The 16082-nt window shown below is 69.0% G+C and carries 14 protein-coding genes; all 14 read left to right on the top strand.

Going from position 1 to position 16082, the window contains the following annotated elements; genetic code table 11:
- Nucleotides 1-81 precede the first annotated feature (81 nt).
- The 14 genes from ACWDXS_RS15650 to ACWDXS_RS15585 all read left to right on the top strand — a co-directional run bounded on the left by ACWDXS_RS15650 (nucleotide 82) and on the right by ACWDXS_RS15585 (nucleotide 16035).
- Nucleotides 82-1098 carry an alkaline phosphatase family protein gene (locus ACWDXS_RS15650; RefSeq protein ID WP_449966121.1) on the top strand — a complete coding sequence of 339 codons (1017 nt, stop codon included), beginning with the start codon at nucleotides 82-84 and terminating at the stop codon, nucleotides 1096-1098.
- Nucleotides 1099-1405: 307 nt separating this feature from the next.
- The gene (locus tag ACWDXS_RS15645) at nucleotides 1406-3778 is read left to right on the top strand and encodes a RelA/SpoT family protein (RefSeq protein WP_101467044.1); all 2373 of its coding nucleotides are present in this window, start codon (nucleotides 1406-1408) and stop codon (nucleotides 3776-3778) included.
- Between the two features lie 210 nt (nucleotides 3779-3988).
- Nucleotides 3989-5626: a cutinase family protein gene (locus ACWDXS_RS15640; RefSeq protein WP_449966117.1), complete on the top strand. Its 1638-nt coding sequence runs from the start codon at nucleotides 3989-3991 to the stop codon at nucleotides 5624-5626.
- 52 nt (nucleotides 5627-5678) lie between these two features.
- Complete coding sequence (locus ACWDXS_RS15635) at nucleotides 5679-6869, top strand: hypothetical protein (RefSeq protein WP_449966114.1); 1191 nt, start codon at nucleotides 5679-5681, stop codon at nucleotides 6867-6869.
- 9 nt (nucleotides 6870-6878) lie between these two features.
- Nucleotides 6879-7733 (top strand): MinD/ParA family ATP-binding protein, encoded by an 855-nt coding sequence (locus ACWDXS_RS15630; protein WP_378626934.1) that lies wholly within the window; start codon nucleotides 6879-6881, stop codon nucleotides 7731-7733.
- Nucleotides 7730-8371 (top strand): hypothetical protein, encoded by a 642-nt coding sequence (locus ACWDXS_RS15625; protein WP_449966109.1) that lies wholly within the window; start codon nucleotides 7730-7732, stop codon nucleotides 8369-8371. The genes ACWDXS_RS15630 and ACWDXS_RS15625 overlap by 4 nt, the downstream gene beginning before the upstream one ends.
- Before the next feature lie 94 nt (nucleotides 8372-8465).
- The gene (locus tag ACWDXS_RS15620) at nucleotides 8466-8759 is read left to right on the top strand and encodes a hypothetical protein (RefSeq protein WP_056815437.1); all 294 of its coding nucleotides are present in this window, start codon (nucleotides 8466-8468) and stop codon (nucleotides 8757-8759) included.
- 8 nt (nucleotides 8760-8767) lie between these two features.
- Nucleotides 8768-9013, top strand: coding sequence for a hypothetical protein (locus tag ACWDXS_RS15615; protein ID WP_371852067.1), 246 nt, complete (start codon nucleotides 8768-8770; stop codon nucleotides 9011-9013).
- Between the two features lie 8 nt (nucleotides 9014-9021).
- A complete protein-coding gene (locus ACWDXS_RS15610) occupies nucleotides 9022-9618 on the top strand; it encodes a hypothetical protein (RefSeq protein ID WP_449966105.1) in 597 nt (198 codons plus the stop codon).
- Nucleotides 9615-10430 (top strand): hypothetical protein, encoded by an 816-nt coding sequence (locus ACWDXS_RS15605; RefSeq protein ID WP_378626938.1) that lies wholly within the window; start codon nucleotides 9615-9617, stop codon nucleotides 10428-10430. Before ACWDXS_RS15610 ends, ACWDXS_RS15605 begins: the two co-directional genes overlap by 4 nt.
- Nucleotides 10431-10486: 56 nt before the next feature.
- Nucleotides 10487-11938 carry a hypothetical protein gene (locus ACWDXS_RS15600; RefSeq protein WP_449966101.1) on the top strand — a complete coding sequence of 484 codons (1452 nt, stop codon included), beginning with the start codon at nucleotides 10487-10489 and terminating at the stop codon, nucleotides 11936-11938.
- Nucleotides 11935-13431, top strand: coding sequence for an SCO6880 family protein (locus ACWDXS_RS15595; protein ID WP_378988993.1), 1497 nt, complete (start codon nucleotides 11935-11937; stop codon nucleotides 13429-13431). The genes ACWDXS_RS15600 and ACWDXS_RS15595 overlap by 4 nt, the downstream gene beginning before the upstream one ends.
- Before the next feature lie 7 nt (nucleotides 13432-13438).
- Nucleotides 13439-15730, top strand: coding sequence for a hypothetical protein (locus tag ACWDXS_RS15590; protein WP_379313400.1), 2292 nt, complete (start codon nucleotides 13439-13441; stop codon nucleotides 15728-15730).
- Nucleotides 15727-16035 carry a transposase gene (locus tag ACWDXS_RS15585; RefSeq protein WP_056810706.1) on the top strand — a complete coding sequence of 103 codons (309 nt, stop codon included), beginning with the start codon at nucleotides 15727-15729 and terminating at the stop codon, nucleotides 16033-16035. Before ACWDXS_RS15590 ends, ACWDXS_RS15585 begins: the two co-directional genes overlap by 4 nt.
- Nucleotides 16036-16082 lie beyond the last annotated feature (47 nt).

The raw sequence follows: 16082 nt of genomic DNA, 5'->3' as shown, positions 1-16082 counted from the left end.
TGCGTGCGAAGCCGATGAAACGTCGATGAACACCGTCGCGTCGGCCTCGCCGCGTCGGTGCCGATCCCGCATCGTGAGGACATGCGCGAGGTGTCGGCTCCGGCGAAAGTGCTCGCAGCGCTGGTCACGGCGTTGGTGACGATTCCGCTGGTGGGATCGACGGCAGGCTCGGTAGCGGCGTTCGACGACGTGGGGGCGAGGGTCGACGCGGCGGCCGCGTTCGGTGCTCCGCGGCGCGGCGCGGGCGAGGTGGTGAACAAGGTCGTCGTCATCGGGATCGATGGGCTGATGTTCGACAAGGCCGATGCGGCACAGGCACCGCGATTGCGGCATCTCGCCGCGCAAGGGCTGCTGTCGCAGGGGACCATCGCGGGGCACATCACGATTTCCGGGCCGTCGTGGGCCAGCGCGCTGACCGGGGTGTGGGACACCGAGCACGGGATCACCGGCAACGAATTCGACGCGAGTCCGTTCCTGGCGCACCCGAGCGTGTTCACCCGGATCGAACGGGCCGACCCCACTCGGCACACGGTGTCCATCGGCACCTGGCACCAGATCGCGGCGATCGCCGCCACCGGTGACCGGCGCGCCGACATCGCCCTCACCACCGCACCCGTCGTCGACGATCCCGACGAGTCGGCCACCGATGCCGCGACCGCCACCGAAGTGGTGTCCGCGATCGAGCGTTCCGGCCCCGATCTGGTCTTCACCCACCTCGACCAGATCGACCTGGCGGGCCACCGGCACGGCGGTGCGTCCCGCGCCTATCTCGCCGCGATTCGCCGGGTGGACGCGCTCGTCGGCCAGATCGTCGCGGCGGTCGACCAGCGCGCGCACGCTCAACCCCGTGAACAGTGGACCGTCCTGGTCACCACCGACCACGGACACCTCCCGGCCGGTGGCCACGGCGGCCAGACCCCCGCCGAAACCGCCAACTTCGTCATCGCCCGCGGCCCCGACTTCACCCCGGGCACCGTGACCAGCGCCCACACCCTGGTGGACCTCACGCCCACCGTCCTCGACCTCCTCGCCGCCCCGCCCGGCCGTCTCGACGGCCACAGTCTCCGCACCCGCCCGATGCCAGGCGATGAGCGCTGAACAGATTCGCCCCCAATCACTCCCGCTCAGGCGGGATCCGCGACTCGGTCCCGAACAAAACCACTGATCACGCTGGGAGATGGGAAACGCGCCGGGGACGTCCGAACCTGTCGAACACCTATCCGCACTCCCGGAAACTCATTACGCTGCCCGGGAACGACCGGCAGAAACCGCGAAGAGGCGGATTAGCCGCAGGCCTGTGACCCCGGTGACTCGAACGCCAGGTCGGTACGAGGACTAAAGTGAGGACCTGGGCGGTTGCAGCACTCGGCCGACAAGGTCCGAATGCAGCGTGAGAGGTGGTGGCATGACTCGACAACTGGGCGAGGCGAAGGTTGGGCAGGAATCCACCGGCGCCACGCCGAGCCAGGGTGCACCGGCGAAGACCCCCGAAACCGCCAAGCAGTCCCCGACAGCCTCGGTGCCCAGTTCGGCGTCTCGGCGGGTTCGTGCGCGGCTGGCTCGGCGGATGACCGGTCAACGGGGGATCGCGGCGGTCAAGCCGGTGCTCGAACCGTTGGCCACCGTCCACCGCGAGCTGTACCCGAAGGCCAATCTCGGCCTGCTCCAGCGCGCCTTCGACGTCGCCGACGAACGCCACGCCAAGCAGTTCCGCAAGTCCGGCGACCCCTACATCACGCACCCGCTCGCCGTCGCCAACATCCTGGCCGAGCTCGGCATGGACACGACCACCCTGGTCGCGGCCCTGCTGCACGACACCGTCGAGGACACCGGCTACTCCCTCGAGCAGCTCAAGGAAGAGTTCGGGCAGGAAGTCGCCCACCTCGTCGACGGGGTCACCAAACTCGACAAGGTCAACCTGGGCGCGGCGGCCGAGGCCGAGACCATCCGCAAGATGATCATCGCCATGGCCCGCGACCCACGTGTGCTGGTGATCAAGGTCGCCGACCGGTTGCACAACATGCGCACCATGCGCTTCCTGCCGCCGGAGAAGCAGGCCAAGAAGGCCAAGGAAACCCTCGAGGTGATCGCGCCGCTGGCGCACCGCCTCGGTATGGCCACGGTCAAATGGGAGCTGGAGGACCTCGCCTTCGCGATCCTGCACCCCAAGAAATACGACGAGATCGTGCGCCTGGTCGCCGATCGCGCGCCCTCGCGTGACACCTATCTGGCGAAGGTGCGCGCGGAGATCACCAACACCCTGGCCGCGTCGCGGATCAACGCGATCGTCGAAGGCAGGCCCAAGCACTACTGGTCGATCTATCAGAAGATGATCGTCAAGGGCAAAGACTTCGACGACATCCATGACCTGGTCGGCATGCGGATCCTGTGCGAGGAAGTCCGCGACTGCTACGCCGCGGTCGGCGTCGTGCACTCGCTGTGGCAGCCGATGGCGGGGCGGTTCAAGGACTACATCGCGCAGCCGCGCTACGGCGTCTACCAATCGCTGCACACGACGGTGGTCGGCCCCGACGGCAAGCCGCTCGAGGTGCAGATCCGCACGCAGGACATGCACCGAACAGCCGAGTTCGGCATCGCCGCGCACTGGCGGTACAAGGAGACCAAGGGCAAGCACTCCGGTGACGCCGCCGAAGTCGACGACATGGCGTGGATGCGTCAGCTGCTCGACTGGCAGCGGGAGGCCGCCGACCCCGCGGAGTTCCTCGAATCGCTGCGCTTCGACCTGAAGTCGCCGGAGATCTTCGTGTTCACGCCCAAGGGCGATGTGATCACGCTGCCGCAGAAGTCCACTCCGGTCGACTTCGCGTACGCGGTGCACACCGAGGTCGGGCACAAGTGCATCGGTGCGCGGGTGAACGGTCGCCTGGTGGCGCTGGAACGGCAGCTGGAGAACGGCGAAGTCGTGGAGGTGTTCACCTCCAAGGCGCAGAACGCGGGACCCAGTCGCGACTGGCAGAAGTTCGTGGTCTCACCGCGCGCGAAAGCCAAGATTCGCCAGTGGTTTGCCAAGGAACGGCGCGAGGAAGCGCTCGAGAGCGGCAAGGAGCAGATCTCCAAGGAGGTCCGCCGCGTCGGGCTGCCGCTGCAGCGGTTGATGAGTGTCGAGGCGATGACCGCGGTCGCGCACGAGCTGCACTACAGCGACATCTCCACCCTCTACACCGCGGTCGGCGAGCACCAGGTGTCGGCGCATCACGTGGTGCAGCGGCTCATGGCCCAGCTCGGCGGCATCGGCGATGTGGAGAACGAGCTGGCCGAGCGGTCGACACCGTCGACCACGCCGGCCCGTCAGCGGGTCACCGGGGACGCCGGCGTGCTCATTCCCGGTGCGCCGGGAACGGTCGCGAAGCTGGCCAAGTGCTGCACGCCGGTGCCGGGTGACGAGATCATGGGCTTCGTGACCCGCGGTGGCGCGGTGAGCGTGCACCGGACCGACTGCACCAACGCCGATTCCCTGCAGGAGCAGTCGGAGCGGATCATCGAGGTCGAATGGGCGCCCTCGCCCTCGTCGGTGTTCCTGGTCGCGATCCAGATCGAGGCGCTCGACCGCACCCGATTGCTCTCGGATGTGACCAAGGTGCTGGCCGACGAGAAGGTCAACATCCTGTCCGCCTCGGTGGCCACCCATGGCGACCGTGTCGCGATCAGCAAGTTCACCTTCGAGATGGGCGACCCCAAGCACCTCGGTCACCTGCTCAATGTGGTGCGCAACGTCGAAGGCGTCTACGACGTGTACCGGGTGACCTCCGCCGCCTGACCCCGACCACGGCCCGGGCACTCTCCTCGCGAGGGTGCCCGGGCCGCTGTCTGCCCAGGTGATCGCCGAAAGGTTGCTGGTCGCATCGGGTTTGCCGGGGGCAGCGAAAGGGCCGATTAGGGCAGCGGTTGGGTTACCCGGAATCTGTTACGGTTTAGTGCGTTTCAACGCTCCACTGGTCAGCCGAAACGGACTGTGATGCGGATCGATATGGCTCGGTGCACGACACGACTCACGGGGACGCTGATCGCGTTCACCGTCGCTTCGCTGTCGGTTACGGCGGGGGTGGCCGGCGCGGAAGACGGTACACCCACCACGCCGTCTACACACGTATCCATCGCCGCGTGTCCGGCGCTCTACGCCTTGGGAATTCAGGGCACGGGTGAGTCCTCGCCCGACGCGGCGCCCAGCACCGACACCGGGATGCTGTCGACGGTGTTCCGTCCGATGTTCGCCGGTGCGGCCGACCCGGGCCTCGTCGATCGTGCGTACGTGCCCTATGAGGCCGGTTTCGGCGGTGCGGTCCAGGGCGGCGCGGTGCCGTACACCGAATCGGTGGCCGGGGGCCTGGAACGACTTCGCGCGATGGCGACCCAGGTGGCGCAGCGTTGCCCGGACACCCGGTTCGCGGTCGTCGGCTATTCCCAAGGTGCCCACGTCGCCTCGCTGTTCGCCCAGGAGGTCGGAGCGGGCACCGGAGCACTGCCCGCGGACAAGGTCGCCGCGGTCGCGTTGTTCGCCGACCCGACCCGTGCCGAGAACGCGCCACTGTTTCCCGGCGCGCCCGACCGGACCGCACCGCTGGCGGCGCCGGGAACCTCCGGCGACGCGGTGGCGAACATCGGTGCCGTGCGTCAAGGGGTCGCCTCCGGTGGTGGGCTCGCCCCGCAGAGCGAGCAGACCGACGACTTCGGTAAACTGACCGGTCGTGTCGCAAGCTTTTGTGCCACAGGCGATCTCGCGTGTGACGCACCGCAGGGCGCGCCGATCGTGCGCGCCGTCACCAACCTCATGAGCCAGTCGAAACTCTCCGGCGGCGATCCGATCGGCTCGTTGACCTCGATCGCGCAGGCGCTGGCGTTCACCTCCATCAAAACCGCCACCGCGGTGGTCGAGGAGGACATCTCCGGCGCCACCCTGGCCGACGTGTCGATCTCGCCGAAGAAGTCGATCTCACAGCGAGTGTCCGATGCCTCGGACCCGAACAGCAAGCTCGACATGAACGCCGCGTATCAGGCGCTGCTGAAGGTCGGCATGATCGGCCTGAACGCCGTCGCCACCGTGGTGAAGTCGGTGATCAGCCCGGCGAGTATCAGCGAATTGGCCACGGCCACACTGTCGAATCCGCTGGCCGGACTGACGCTGCTCGGGACGAAACTGGCAGGCGCGGTCCCGCAACTGGTGCCGCCGACCACCGGGATCCGGCTGGTCAACGAGGCGTTCACCGCGGTCCAGCAGAATGTGACCGACAACGCCGAACTCCTCGACGTCACCACCTGGGTGCGCTACTGGGACACGCTGCAACGCCATGACGCGTACTCGCGCATGGGCGTCGGCGCGAACGGCGCCACCCCGACGGAGTACGTCGGCCGGTGGTTCGCCGCGCTCGCCCACGACGCGGCAGGCGTTTCCGGGAAGGGAACGGTACCGGTCGGCGGGTCCGACTCGCGTGGTATGGGAATATTCCAGAGCCCGACCGGCGCGTCTACGACAACCAAACCCTCCGGTGGGGGACAATTTCCGTTCGGGACAGGAGCCGATGGCGCCTCATCCGGCGGCGCGACGACTCCGCCTGCCGCGACACCCGTAACCACCGCACCCACCACCCGTCCGTTCTCTGTGAACTGATCACCGAGAGGTCTTCGATGCGAACTGTGCCCGGCGCCGTGGAAAGGGGGGAATGTTGAAGTCGTACAACGAATTGTCGCGCTGGTACTCGGCGCTGGAGCCCGAGGCCGAGACCGAGACCGGTGCCCCTGTGCGTCCGGACACCACCGAACCGGTGACGGGCGACGACGACAGCATCGACCGATATTCGACGAGTCCCGGCGCCGCCCCGATCGCCGAGCCGGCGCCGGATCGCGCCACGGCAGGGGAGCGGCAGCCGGAACCGTTCAGCCTCGCCCTCGACTTTCAGCCGACCGCCACCGGCGACTCGCAGGGCGGGGAGACGGGGCATCAGGCGAAAGTTGCCGGCGACCCGCACGGCTGGAACGTCGAGTCCGAGCCGAAAGACGGTGACCCCGTCAGTCGGGCCACCGAGTTCGATGACACGACAACCGAATCCGCGGGCTGGGGCGCGGCCGAAGGCGACAAGCGGCCGTACCCGGCCGAACCGGAGGATGCGCCCGAGCCCCCGCCACCGCCTCCCGCGCAACTTGCCGGACGCCGTAGCGACTTCACCGGCGGCTGGTCGGACTGGGTCGCCGAACCGGCACCAGGCCCCGACGACGACTACGACGCCGAACTCGTCCAGTTCCCCTGGCCGGAGGCCGCCGCCGACGAATACGACAACGCCCGTGTGCTCGAGCCCTCCGGTGCCCTGCGGGCGAACCGGAAACGTCAGCGCACGTGGGTGGTTCTCGCGGTCTCGGTCCTCGTGCTCGTGCTCGCCGCGACCGGGGTGTTCTTCCTGCTGGTCGGGCGCGGCGACAGCAACACCGCCCGCAACGCCGCCCCGCCACTGCACTTCACCGCGGGCAACCTGACCGCCGACACCGCGGGCTCGTGCCCGACCGAACGCACCGAGATCGTGCTGCGCAGCGCCGAAGCGGGCGGCACCGACTCGGGCCCCGACGCTGTCCTCGCCTTCCAGTACGCCTACTACGTGACCCGATCGGGGGCGCAGGCCAGAGCGGTGGTCACCCCCGACGCCGACGTCTCGCCGGCCGCCGTGATCCAGCGCGGTATCGACACCATCCCGGTGGGGACCACCCACTGCGTGCGGATCACCACCGTCGCGGCCGACCGGTTCACCGTGGAGGTCACCGAGTTCCGGCCCGCGGGCGCACCGGCCACCTACACCAAGCAATCGGTGCGGACAGCGCTGGTCGGCGATCGCACGCTCATCACGGGCATCGCGGCAGGGTAAGGAGAGGCGATGACAGACGATTGGAGCCGATGGCTCGACGAGGCCCCCGAGGGGGACCCGTCCGATGACCTGGCGCGTGATCCGGCTCCGGTGGTGCGGTTGCGGCGTCGCAACGGTGAGCGCCGCGACGGTACTCGCAGGCCGATCCTGGTGGTCGGCGGCTGCGGCGGCGCGGGCACCACGACGACCGCGCTCGGCCTGGCCGCGGAGCTCGTCACCGCGGGTGCGACGACAGTGGCGGTCGACGCGACCGCGGCGGGTAGCGACATCGCGCTGCGCGGGGCCGACAAGCACCTGCACCCGGTGAACCTGCAGTCCTGGGTGTACGGCCGGGGCGACGACGAACCGGCGCCGCTGGAAGACTGCCTGTCCCGCTCCACCTCCGGGTTCGGGCTGCTCTGGCGGGACGCGACCCCACTGCGCCGCCGCGCGACATTTCTCACTGTCGCGCGGGCGCTGGACACCGGTGGGTACACCGCGGTCTACGACGGCGGCAACCCGATTGCCGGACGGCAACTGCGGCCCCTGCTCGACGATGCCGATATCGCACTGGTGCTGGCCATCCCGGCCCGCGTCGACGCCGCCAACCGGCTGCGCGTGACCCTGGAATGGCTCGACGACCACTACGGCGACGACGGTGCCGGTGTGGTCGCCGACACCACTATCGTTGTCTCGCATCAGTATTCGCACGACGACTCGCGCGTAGCGGAGCATTTGCGCGAGCACCTGTCGGGGTGGGTGCGCGAGGTCGTCGAGATTCCCTACGATCCGCATCTCGCGCGCGGAGAACTCGTCCGCCACGCCGAGCTGGCCGAGACGACGCGTTCGGCGTATGCGAGCTTGCTCGCGGGGGTGGCATCATGACGGCAGCCATGAATCTTCGTCGTCGTCGTGAACCGGACGCCCCCGCCGGTGTAGTCGCGCCGCCAGAATCGCTGCGCGCCAAGATCTGGGAGCGCCCGGTGCCAGGGGTCGGCCGGGCGCCGCTGGTGTGGTTGCTCGGCGTGCACGGTGGCGCGGGCGCGACCACGCTGTCGCATGTGCTCGCCCCCGCCGCCGACGCGCGTGGGCGCTGGCCCGGGGTGTTCGACCGCGAATCCCCCTATGTGGTCCTGGTCGCCAGGGAAACCATCTCCGGACTCACCCGTGCGCACGATCTGCTGCGCCAGCATCACGCCGGGCTCGCGGGCCCGGCGCTGGTTCTCGGCCTGATCACCGTGGCCGCGCGCCCCGGCCGGATGGCACCGGAGATCCGGCGCTACCGGGAGGTGGTCGGCTCGCTGGCCGGGCACGTCTGGCAGGTGCCGTGGTTCGAGGAATGGACTCTGGTGGAGTCCGATGCGCTTCCGGTGTGGTCGCCGGGCGACGAGGTGGCGGTCAAGAAGCGCCGCCCCGACCCGCTCGACGACGTGCCGGTCGAAATCGGTGACCTCGGTACCGATGTGGTCGCCGCGATCCGCACCAGTCTCGGCCCGCCCACGTCGGGTCAGGGTCGATCATGAACGCCGGGCGGTTCGCCGGTCGGTGGTGTACAAACGTGTGTCGTCGTCGAAGTGTTTGTGGCACAACACCTTTACTGTGGGAGAAAGGCACCCGATGAGCATGCTCCTCCTCGCCGTGCAGGACACGTACGGCACCGTGCTGGCCCAGGTCGGTAACCCGACCCCGGAGGCTCCTCCCGGCTCGGAGAAGATCCTGCAGCTGGTGCGTTACCTCACCTGGTTCGTGCTGCTGTCGGGCATCTGCGGCATCACCTACGCGGGCGGCAAGTTCGCGTGGGAGCGCTGGACCGGTGGTGGTCTCGAATCGCCGAAGATGGTGGCGGGCGCCATGATCGGTGGCGTCGTGGCGACCAGCGCCGGCACGATCATGAGTGCGGTCATCGGTTAGTGATCACCGTGCTCGCCTATAAACAGATCCCGGCCGACGTGTTGGCGCCGATGATGCAGTTGCTCAACTGGCTGCTCTGGTTCGTCCTGCTGTCGTGCCTGGCCTGGATGATCCTGTCGGCGGGTCGATTGTGGATCGCGTTCCGCAGCGACCTGGCGGTCAACGACGCCTCACACGGCGTCCTGATGAGCCTGATCGGTGCCTCGGTGGCCAGCACCGCGTCGGCGATCGCGCTGGCCTTCCTGCCGGCATGAATTCCACAGTGACACGACCGGTTGCGGTCGGTATCGCATTGCTCGCCGCGGCCGTCGGCTGTGGCGGCGGTGGTGATACCGGCCCCGACCTGACAGCCGTGCCGACCGGGGTGGGCTGGCAGGACTACCAGGGCATCTCCCTGCCGCACACCGATCAGGGCCCGACAACAGTGGGGCAGGGCGCCGCGACGGGGTTCGAGCATTCCCCGCGCGGGGCCGGGCTGGCGGCACTGACCCACACCATCCGGTTGTCGGTGGCGCCGGACAGCCAGTGGGCCCAGGTGGTGAACGCCGAACTCGTCCCGGGGCCCGCGCGGGACGAGTGGGCGATCAACCGAGTACAGCTGTCGATCACCGGACCCGCCACGGCGGAGTACGCGCCGAAATTGTTGGGTTACAAAATTACCGAATATCGTGACGAGCGAACGACTGTCGACGTCTATACCGAATACTCCGACCGGTCACGGGCGGTGAACCACACCACGGTGAGCTGGTACGGCGGAGACTGGCGGCTGCAGTTACCCGATCCCCGGTCCACCGACCGGCCGGTCGACCCGATCGATGAATTACCGCAGGACATTGTGACATTGGAGGCACCGCAGTGAGCGAGAAGGAGCCGGGCACGCGCGACCGCGCGTCCTTCGGCATGATCGCCTCCGGTGCCCTGCTCGCCCTGATCATGGTCGTCGGCGCCGTCGTGTACTTCACTCGCGACGGCGGCAGCGAGGTGGACAACGCGCCGCCGCCCGCCCAGGCCGCGGGCGGAACGGGATTCGCCGAACCCGAGGTCGACCTGCTCGGCAGGCGGGTGGACATCCCGAACAACCCGGCGGGTCAGCCGCTGGCCCAGCAACCGGGTACGCAACGTACCGCCGCGGACCCGGATTGGCTGACCGGCGCGCCGGAGGGCACCACGAAACCGCACGGCTGGCAGCGTGTCTACGGCGCGTCGGTGCCGTTCTCCACTTCCGACGGGCCGTCGCGAATCGAGGACGGACTCGCCGTCGGCTACGCGCGGACACCACAGGGCGCCGCACTGGCCGCCGCGCAGATCACCTACCGGCTCAACGCCCGCCCGGCGGACCGCGACCTGTATGTGACGCAATTGCGGGTCAGCACAGCGCAGCTGGCCGCCTACGACTCCGCGTTGTCGGGCGAGCGGCTGCCCAAACAGCAGCCGGAGAAGGTGACCCGGTATTTCGTGGCCTCCGACGCGTTCAAGATCGACGATTTCGCCGAGGATCTGGCGATCGTGCGGCTGGCTTCGCGCGGTCCGGTGATCGATGGCAAGCAGCTGTACGCCGCGATGCGGATGATCGTGGTGTGGGACGCCGGTGACTGGCGGCTCAAACCGTCGACGACAGCAAATACCCAGACCGAATACGTGGAATCGCTGGCGGGGTGGACGACATGGTGATCGAGGTACAGCACAGCCCGGATCGATTCCGCGCGGACCATCGAGGGGTGCCAACTATGCTGAGGCGGATCGTCACCATTTTCGCGGTGATCTTCACCGTGATGATCGCGACGCCGACGGTGGCCTACGGCCAGACCTACGGCTTCGACGAGGCGTGCAACGAACTGCACGACACCCTCGACAGCGTCGCGATCCCCGGAGTCTCGCTCGGCGACGCGGCGTCGGCGGTGTGCAAGGCGGGCAATGCCGCCTCCCACCCCGGCGACGCGGCCACCGCGGTCAAGGACAAGGCGTGGGATTCCACCTTCGGCAAGGTGGTCGACTCGCTGATGAAGGGCCTCGGCGAGGCGCTGATCCTGGCGTTGACCTTCTGGATGAAGGTGCCCAACGAGGCGGTGAGCGACTCGGGGGCACTGTTCACCAAGATCAACGACTACACCTATCAGATCCAGATATTGCTGTTGATCGCCTCGGTGATCATCACCGGCGGCCGATTGGCCGAGGCCAGACGCGGGGCGGCCGTGAGCGAGGCCGCCGAATCGTTCCGCCTGTTCGCCAGGGTGGTGTTCAGTTCGTGGATGCTGGGTGCGGTGATCGTCGCGGGTACGCGAGCGTCGGACAAGTTCTCCGAGTGGATCATCGACGACGCCACCGGCGGCAATGCCAAGAACATGGCCGAATTGATGGTGAAAACCAGTAAGTTGCAGGCCTTTTCGCCGGGCCTGGTGCTGATCATCGCCATCGTCGGCCTGCTCGGCGCGCTCGCCCAGATCGTGCTCGCCATCGTTCGGCAGGGTTTGCTGGTGGTCGCGGCGGGCGTGCTGCCGCTGGCCGCCGCCGCCTCGGCGACGGGCACCGGCAAGCAGTCGTATCAGAAACTGGTCGGCTGGATCATCGCGTTCATGCTGTTCAAACCGGTGGCCGCGATCGTGTACATGATCGCGTTCACCACCGCGGGCCACGTCGACGAGACCACGGACTCCGGCGGCTTGCCCAGCGGCGAGGACGCGCAGCGGATGCTGGTCGCGCTGGTGCTGCTGTGCAGCGTGGCGTTCGTGCTGCCCGCGCTGATGCGCCTGGTCGCGCCGGCGGTGGCCACGGTCGGCACCGGTGGCTCGGGTCTGATGGTGGCCGGTGGTGCGGCGGTAGCGGCGATGGGGCTCGGTGCGATCGGCACCAAGGCTGTCGCCTCTCGGCCGGTGGCGGCGCCCGGCTCCGCGGGCTACTTCGGTAATGGCGGTGCGGGCCCGCGGCCCGGTGGACCCGGCGGGGGCGGGGGAAGCGGCGGCGGTGGCGCGGCGCCACGACCGATACCGCCACCACGAGGGGGTGCGCCCGCGCCCGCGACGACGAGTTCGGGCTCGGTACCCGCCGGCGCCCGCAATGTGGCGGCCGCTCGGACCGCGGCCAACACCACCTCGCGCGCGGACCAATCGATGGGCGACGTCGCCGGTGACCGCTGGGCGAATCGTTCACCCGACCTCGGCAGGAGCACGATTCCGCGATGACGACCTCGGCGACCGACACCTACGAGCGCCGCTCGTACGGGCTGTGGCAGAAACCGCGCAGCGCGGGCCTTTTCGGCCTGCGCTGGGAAGAGACCGTGATCGGTTTCGTCGTGGTGATCACGGCACTGATCTGCGCGATGGTCGGTGGATTCAAATGGGGCCTCGTCGTCGGCGGGCTCGGTGCGCTGGTGATGGTGCCCCTGGTGTGGCGGACGGGGGGCCGCTCGGGCTATGAGACGGGACTGATGATGTTCAACTGGAGGCGCTCGCGCAACAACGGCGAGCACGTGTATCGCGGTGGCCGGTTCTCCCGGATCCCCGGCGGTGTCACGAAATTGCCGGGGCTGCTCGCGCCGTCGAAGCTCTACGAAGGCATCGACGCCGGTGGGTATCACTTCGGGATGATCCATCTGCCCGCGTTCGCGCAGTACACGGTGGTGTTGCGGGCCTGGCCGCAGGGGCACGAGGCGGTGGACCAGCCGGTGATCGATCGCTGGGTCGCGGCCTGGGGCACCTTCCTCGCCTCGGTCGGGCAGACCAGCGACATCGTCGCGGTGGTGCCGGTGATCGACACGGTGCCCGAGACCGGAAACCGGTTGCTCAACGAGGTGTCCACGATCACCCGCCCCGAAGCCCCCGATCTGGCCCAGCAGGTGATGTACGAGCTGGCGACCGAATTGCCGCAGGAGCGTGTGCAACTGCTGCCGCGGGTGGCGATCACGTTCAAGGCGACCACCGCCGAGCGGCGCAAGAACCCGGCCGAGGAAGCGGTGGAGATCGGGCGCAGGCTGCCCGGTATCTGCGCGGCGCTGGCCGAGGCCGGCGTGCGGGCGCAGCCGATGTCGGCGGAGGAGGTCATCTCCTTCATCCGCCGCAGCTACGACCCTGCCTCGCAGGCCGACCTCGAGGTGGCCGCGGCCGATCCCGGTGGGCACGGCCTCGGCTGGGACGACGCGGGTCCGGTGTCCTACGACGAGAAGTGGGATCACCTGATCCACGACGGCGGCCGCTCGGTGACCTGGGAGATGGACGCGGCGCCCGAGGGCGCGGTGGACGAGCGGGTGCTGCAGCGATTGCTCGCGCCCAATCCCGAAGTGCCACGCAAACGCATCGCGATCGTCTACCGGCCGCACTCGGCCGCCGACGCCGCCGAGATCGTCGACGACGACTTCAAGAACGCGCTCGTGGCCCAGCAGAGCGAACGCGGTGTGGTCTCGGCGGCGGCGACGCTGCGCGTCGGCGCCACCCAGCAGGCGCGCGAGGAGCAGGCCCGCGGACACGGTGTCACCCGGTTCGGTGCGCTGGTCACGATCACCGAGCCGCTGCGTGGTGATCTGCCCCGCATCGAGGCCATCACCCGCGACCTGTCCACGCAGGCTCGGCTCAAGATCCGGCGCTGCTACCGCTACCAGTCCGCGGCGTTCGCGGCATCTCTCGGTTGCGGCGTGATCCTGCCCGAACACGCAACCATTCCGAAGGCATTGGCGGGGTGAGGCGATTATGGGACGCGACTACGAACCCCCGGTGCGCGATCGCGACGACGTCGCGTTGCGCCCGGTCCACCGGCCGCCGCGCATCCGCGGCGAACGCGAGCCACGGCCCGCGGGGAGCGCGCCGCGCGTGAGCGACGACGTGCTCGGCCTCGACGAGCGCACCGACCGCGACGAGCGAGAAGGCTCGGCGCGGGGATCACGCACGGCCGAAGGCCGTCCACCGGTCGAGCACCGGGCACGGGACGAAGCCCGCACCGAACGAGGTCGTCCACCCCGGCCCCGTGGCGAGGAGCCACGCAGGCCACGCGAGGACGAGCCGCGTCGATCGCGCGAGGGCGAGCGGCGGACGCGGGGTCCGCGTCCCGATGCCGATCGGGGCGCCAGGGCGCGCGCCGAGCGTGGGTTGCGCGACCAGGATCACGGTCCCCGGTTGGAACACGAACGCCCACAGGGTGATCCGCGCCGGCGTCCCAAGCAGGCCGCACCGAAGCCGATGAAGAAGGCGCGGCCCGCGAAGGCGGTGCGCGCGGTCCGGGCCGACGAGGCCGCCGATCGGGCGATGGGTTCGGGCCGGTCGGCGAAATCGACCAAGCCGGACCGGCGTTCGCAAGGCCCCTCGCTGCTCGACGACGCTACCCGCGCCCGCTACGAGATGATCGCCCGCGAGCAGTCGGGTCTGCGCGCGGCCTGGGCGACGTTCCGGATCCACACCGACGACCTGCGCCGCAACAACGCGCACGCGCGCACCGAGGCCGTGGTCAAGGACGGGTTCGACCGCACCACCGCCGAATTGACCGACCGCGGGTACTCGGGCGCGGGCGGCGGCAAGATGAACGTCGTCGGCCGCCCGGTCGAGTATCGCGCCACCACCGCCCAGGTCGCGGGTCTGTGGCCGTGGTCGGTCGGTGCCGGTGCGCCGTTGATCGGCACCCCACTCGGCTCGCACCTGCACACCGGCGCCCCGGTGTGCTTCGACCCGATGAACTGGTTCATGCGCGGCAGTTTCATCACCGCGCCCAGCCTGTTCGTGCTCGGCCTCAACGGTTTCGGCAAGTCCTCGCTGGTGCGCCGGATCGTGCTCGGCGGCATCGCCCAGGGCATCACCCCGCTGATCCTGGCCGACGTGAAACCCGACTACCGCAAGATGGTCGAACTCGTCGGCGGCCAGGTGATCGACCTCGGCTACGGACACGGCAAGCTGAACCCGCTGGCCGCGGGCGTGCTCGGTTCGGTGGTGCCACGCCTGGCGGACGAACCCGCACTGCAACGTCAGGTGCTGCAGGATCTGCGCGCCCGGCAGGTGACGTTGATCGCGGGCCTGGTGGAACTGGTTCGCGGCGCCCGCGTCGCCGACTTCGAGGAAACGCTGATCGCTACCGCGCTGCGCATCCTCTACCAGCCCGGCGGCTTCACCCCCGACAAACCGCCGATCATGGAAAACCTGCTCGAGGTGATCGTCGGCGGCGGCGCCGAGATGATGCTCGACGCGGGCGCCGACAACGCCGACGAATACCAGAACGCGATCAAGGGACTGCGCCGATCGTTGCGCGCGCTCACCCAGGGTCCGTTCGGCGCGATCTTCAACGGCCAGACCAGCGTTCCGATCGACACCAGCGCCGTGGCGGTGTGCATCGACGTCTCGCACATCCCCAGCGGCGACAAGAAGCTCAAGGCCGCGGTCATGTTGGCCTGCTGGGCAGACGGTTTCGCGTCCGTCGAGGCCGCGCACGTGCTGGCCGACGCGGACCTCGGCCCGCAGCGCTACTTCCAGGTGGTGATGGACGAGCTGTGGCAGGTGCTCGGGCTCGGCGACTTCATGGTCGACCGCGTCGACGAGCTGACCCGTCTGCAGCGTGGCCTGGCCACCGCCCTGATCATGATCAGCCACACCATCAAGGACCTGCAGGCGCTGGGGTCGGACGCCGCGATCGCCAAGGCCATCGGCTTCCTGGAACGCGCGCGCGCCAAGATCTTCGGCGCGCTACCCGCCGAGGAGATCAGCAGGCTCGACTCCACGGTGCCGTTCACCTCGGCCGAGCAGGAGATGGTGACGAGTTGGTCGGCGCCGCAGGCCCTCACCGGTGAGGCGCTCAAGCCCGGCCAGCAGCGGCCGTCGCCGCCCGGTACCGGCAAGTTCCTGCTGAAGGTCGGCGAGGATCGCCGGCCGGGCATTCCTTTCCACATGGAGTTCACGGTGTCGGAGCGAGAAAGCGGAATCCACGACACGAACCAGCGCTTCAGCGAGTTCGGCGACAACCCAAGGGGCACGCCGGACTATTCGAACGGGAGTGAGCAATGATGCCGCACCGGTCCTATCGCCGGGTCTCGCCGGAGGTCCGCAATGCCGCCGTCGCCCAGGTGGTCGCGCTGACCGACAAGTTGCGCAGCGAATCGGAGGCCTGCCGAATGGTGGCCGAACAGATCGGCGTGCACGCCAATTCGGTGCGCAACTGGGTCCGCGCGACCCAGGACCCGAGCCTGGACCGCATGGACGCCACCGCGCTACGCCGCAAAGTGGCGCTGTTGCAACAACAGCTGGCCGCCGCCGCGGAAATGAACCGCACGCTCGCCGACACGCTCAACGAGTCCCGGCGCCGAACATGAACTCCGCCGCGGCGGACGTTGCGCGAATCGGCGCCCGGCGCGGACCG

It is taken from the genome of Nocardia sp. NPDC003183 (assembly GCF_053590715.1).
This window is presented reverse-complemented; position numbering and strand designations above follow the sequence as displayed.

What these genes read in the sequence shown, in the direction of transcription:
- ACWDXS_RS15640 (WP_449966117.1), top strand. Translation starts at nt 3,989, where the DNA reads ATGGCTCGGTGCACGACACGACTCACGGGGACGCTGATCGCGTTCACC.
- ACWDXS_RS15645 (WP_101467044.1), top strand. Translation starts at nt 1,406, where the DNA reads ATGACTCGACAACTGGGCGAGGCGAAGGTTGGGCAGGAATCCACCGGC.
- ACWDXS_RS15650 (WP_449966121.1), top strand. Translation starts at nt 82, where the DNA reads ATGCGCGAGGTGTCGGCTCCGGCGAAAGTGCTCGCAGCGCTGGTCACG.
- ACWDXS_RS15590 (WP_379313400.1), top strand. Translation starts at nt 13,439, where the DNA reads ATGGGACGCGACTACGAACCCCCGGTGCGCGATCGCGACGACGTCGCG.
- ACWDXS_RS15585 (WP_056810706.1), top strand. Translation starts at nt 15,727, where the DNA reads ATGATGCCGCACCGGTCCTATCGCCGGGTCTCGCCGGAGGTCCGCAAT.
- ACWDXS_RS15625 (WP_449966109.1), top strand. Translation starts at nt 7,730, where the DNA reads ATGACGGCAGCCATGAATCTTCGTCGTCGTCGTGAACCGGACGCCCCC.
- ACWDXS_RS15630 (WP_378626934.1), top strand. Translation starts at nt 6,879, where the DNA reads ATGACAGACGATTGGAGCCGATGGCTCGACGAGGCCCCCGAGGGGGAC.
- ACWDXS_RS15620 (WP_056815437.1), top strand. Translation starts at nt 8,466, where the DNA reads ATGAGCATGCTCCTCCTCGCCGTGCAGGACACGTACGGCACCGTGCTG.
- ACWDXS_RS15595 (WP_378988993.1), top strand. Translation starts at nt 11,935, where the DNA reads ATGACGACCTCGGCGACCGACACCTACGAGCGCCGCTCGTACGGGCTG.
- ACWDXS_RS15635 (WP_449966114.1), top strand. Translation starts at nt 5,679, where the DNA reads ATGTTGAAGTCGTACAACGAATTGTCGCGCTGGTACTCGGCGCTGGAG.
- ACWDXS_RS15600 (WP_449966101.1), top strand. Translation starts at nt 10,487, where the DNA reads ATGCTGAGGCGGATCGTCACCATTTTCGCGGTGATCTTCACCGTGATG.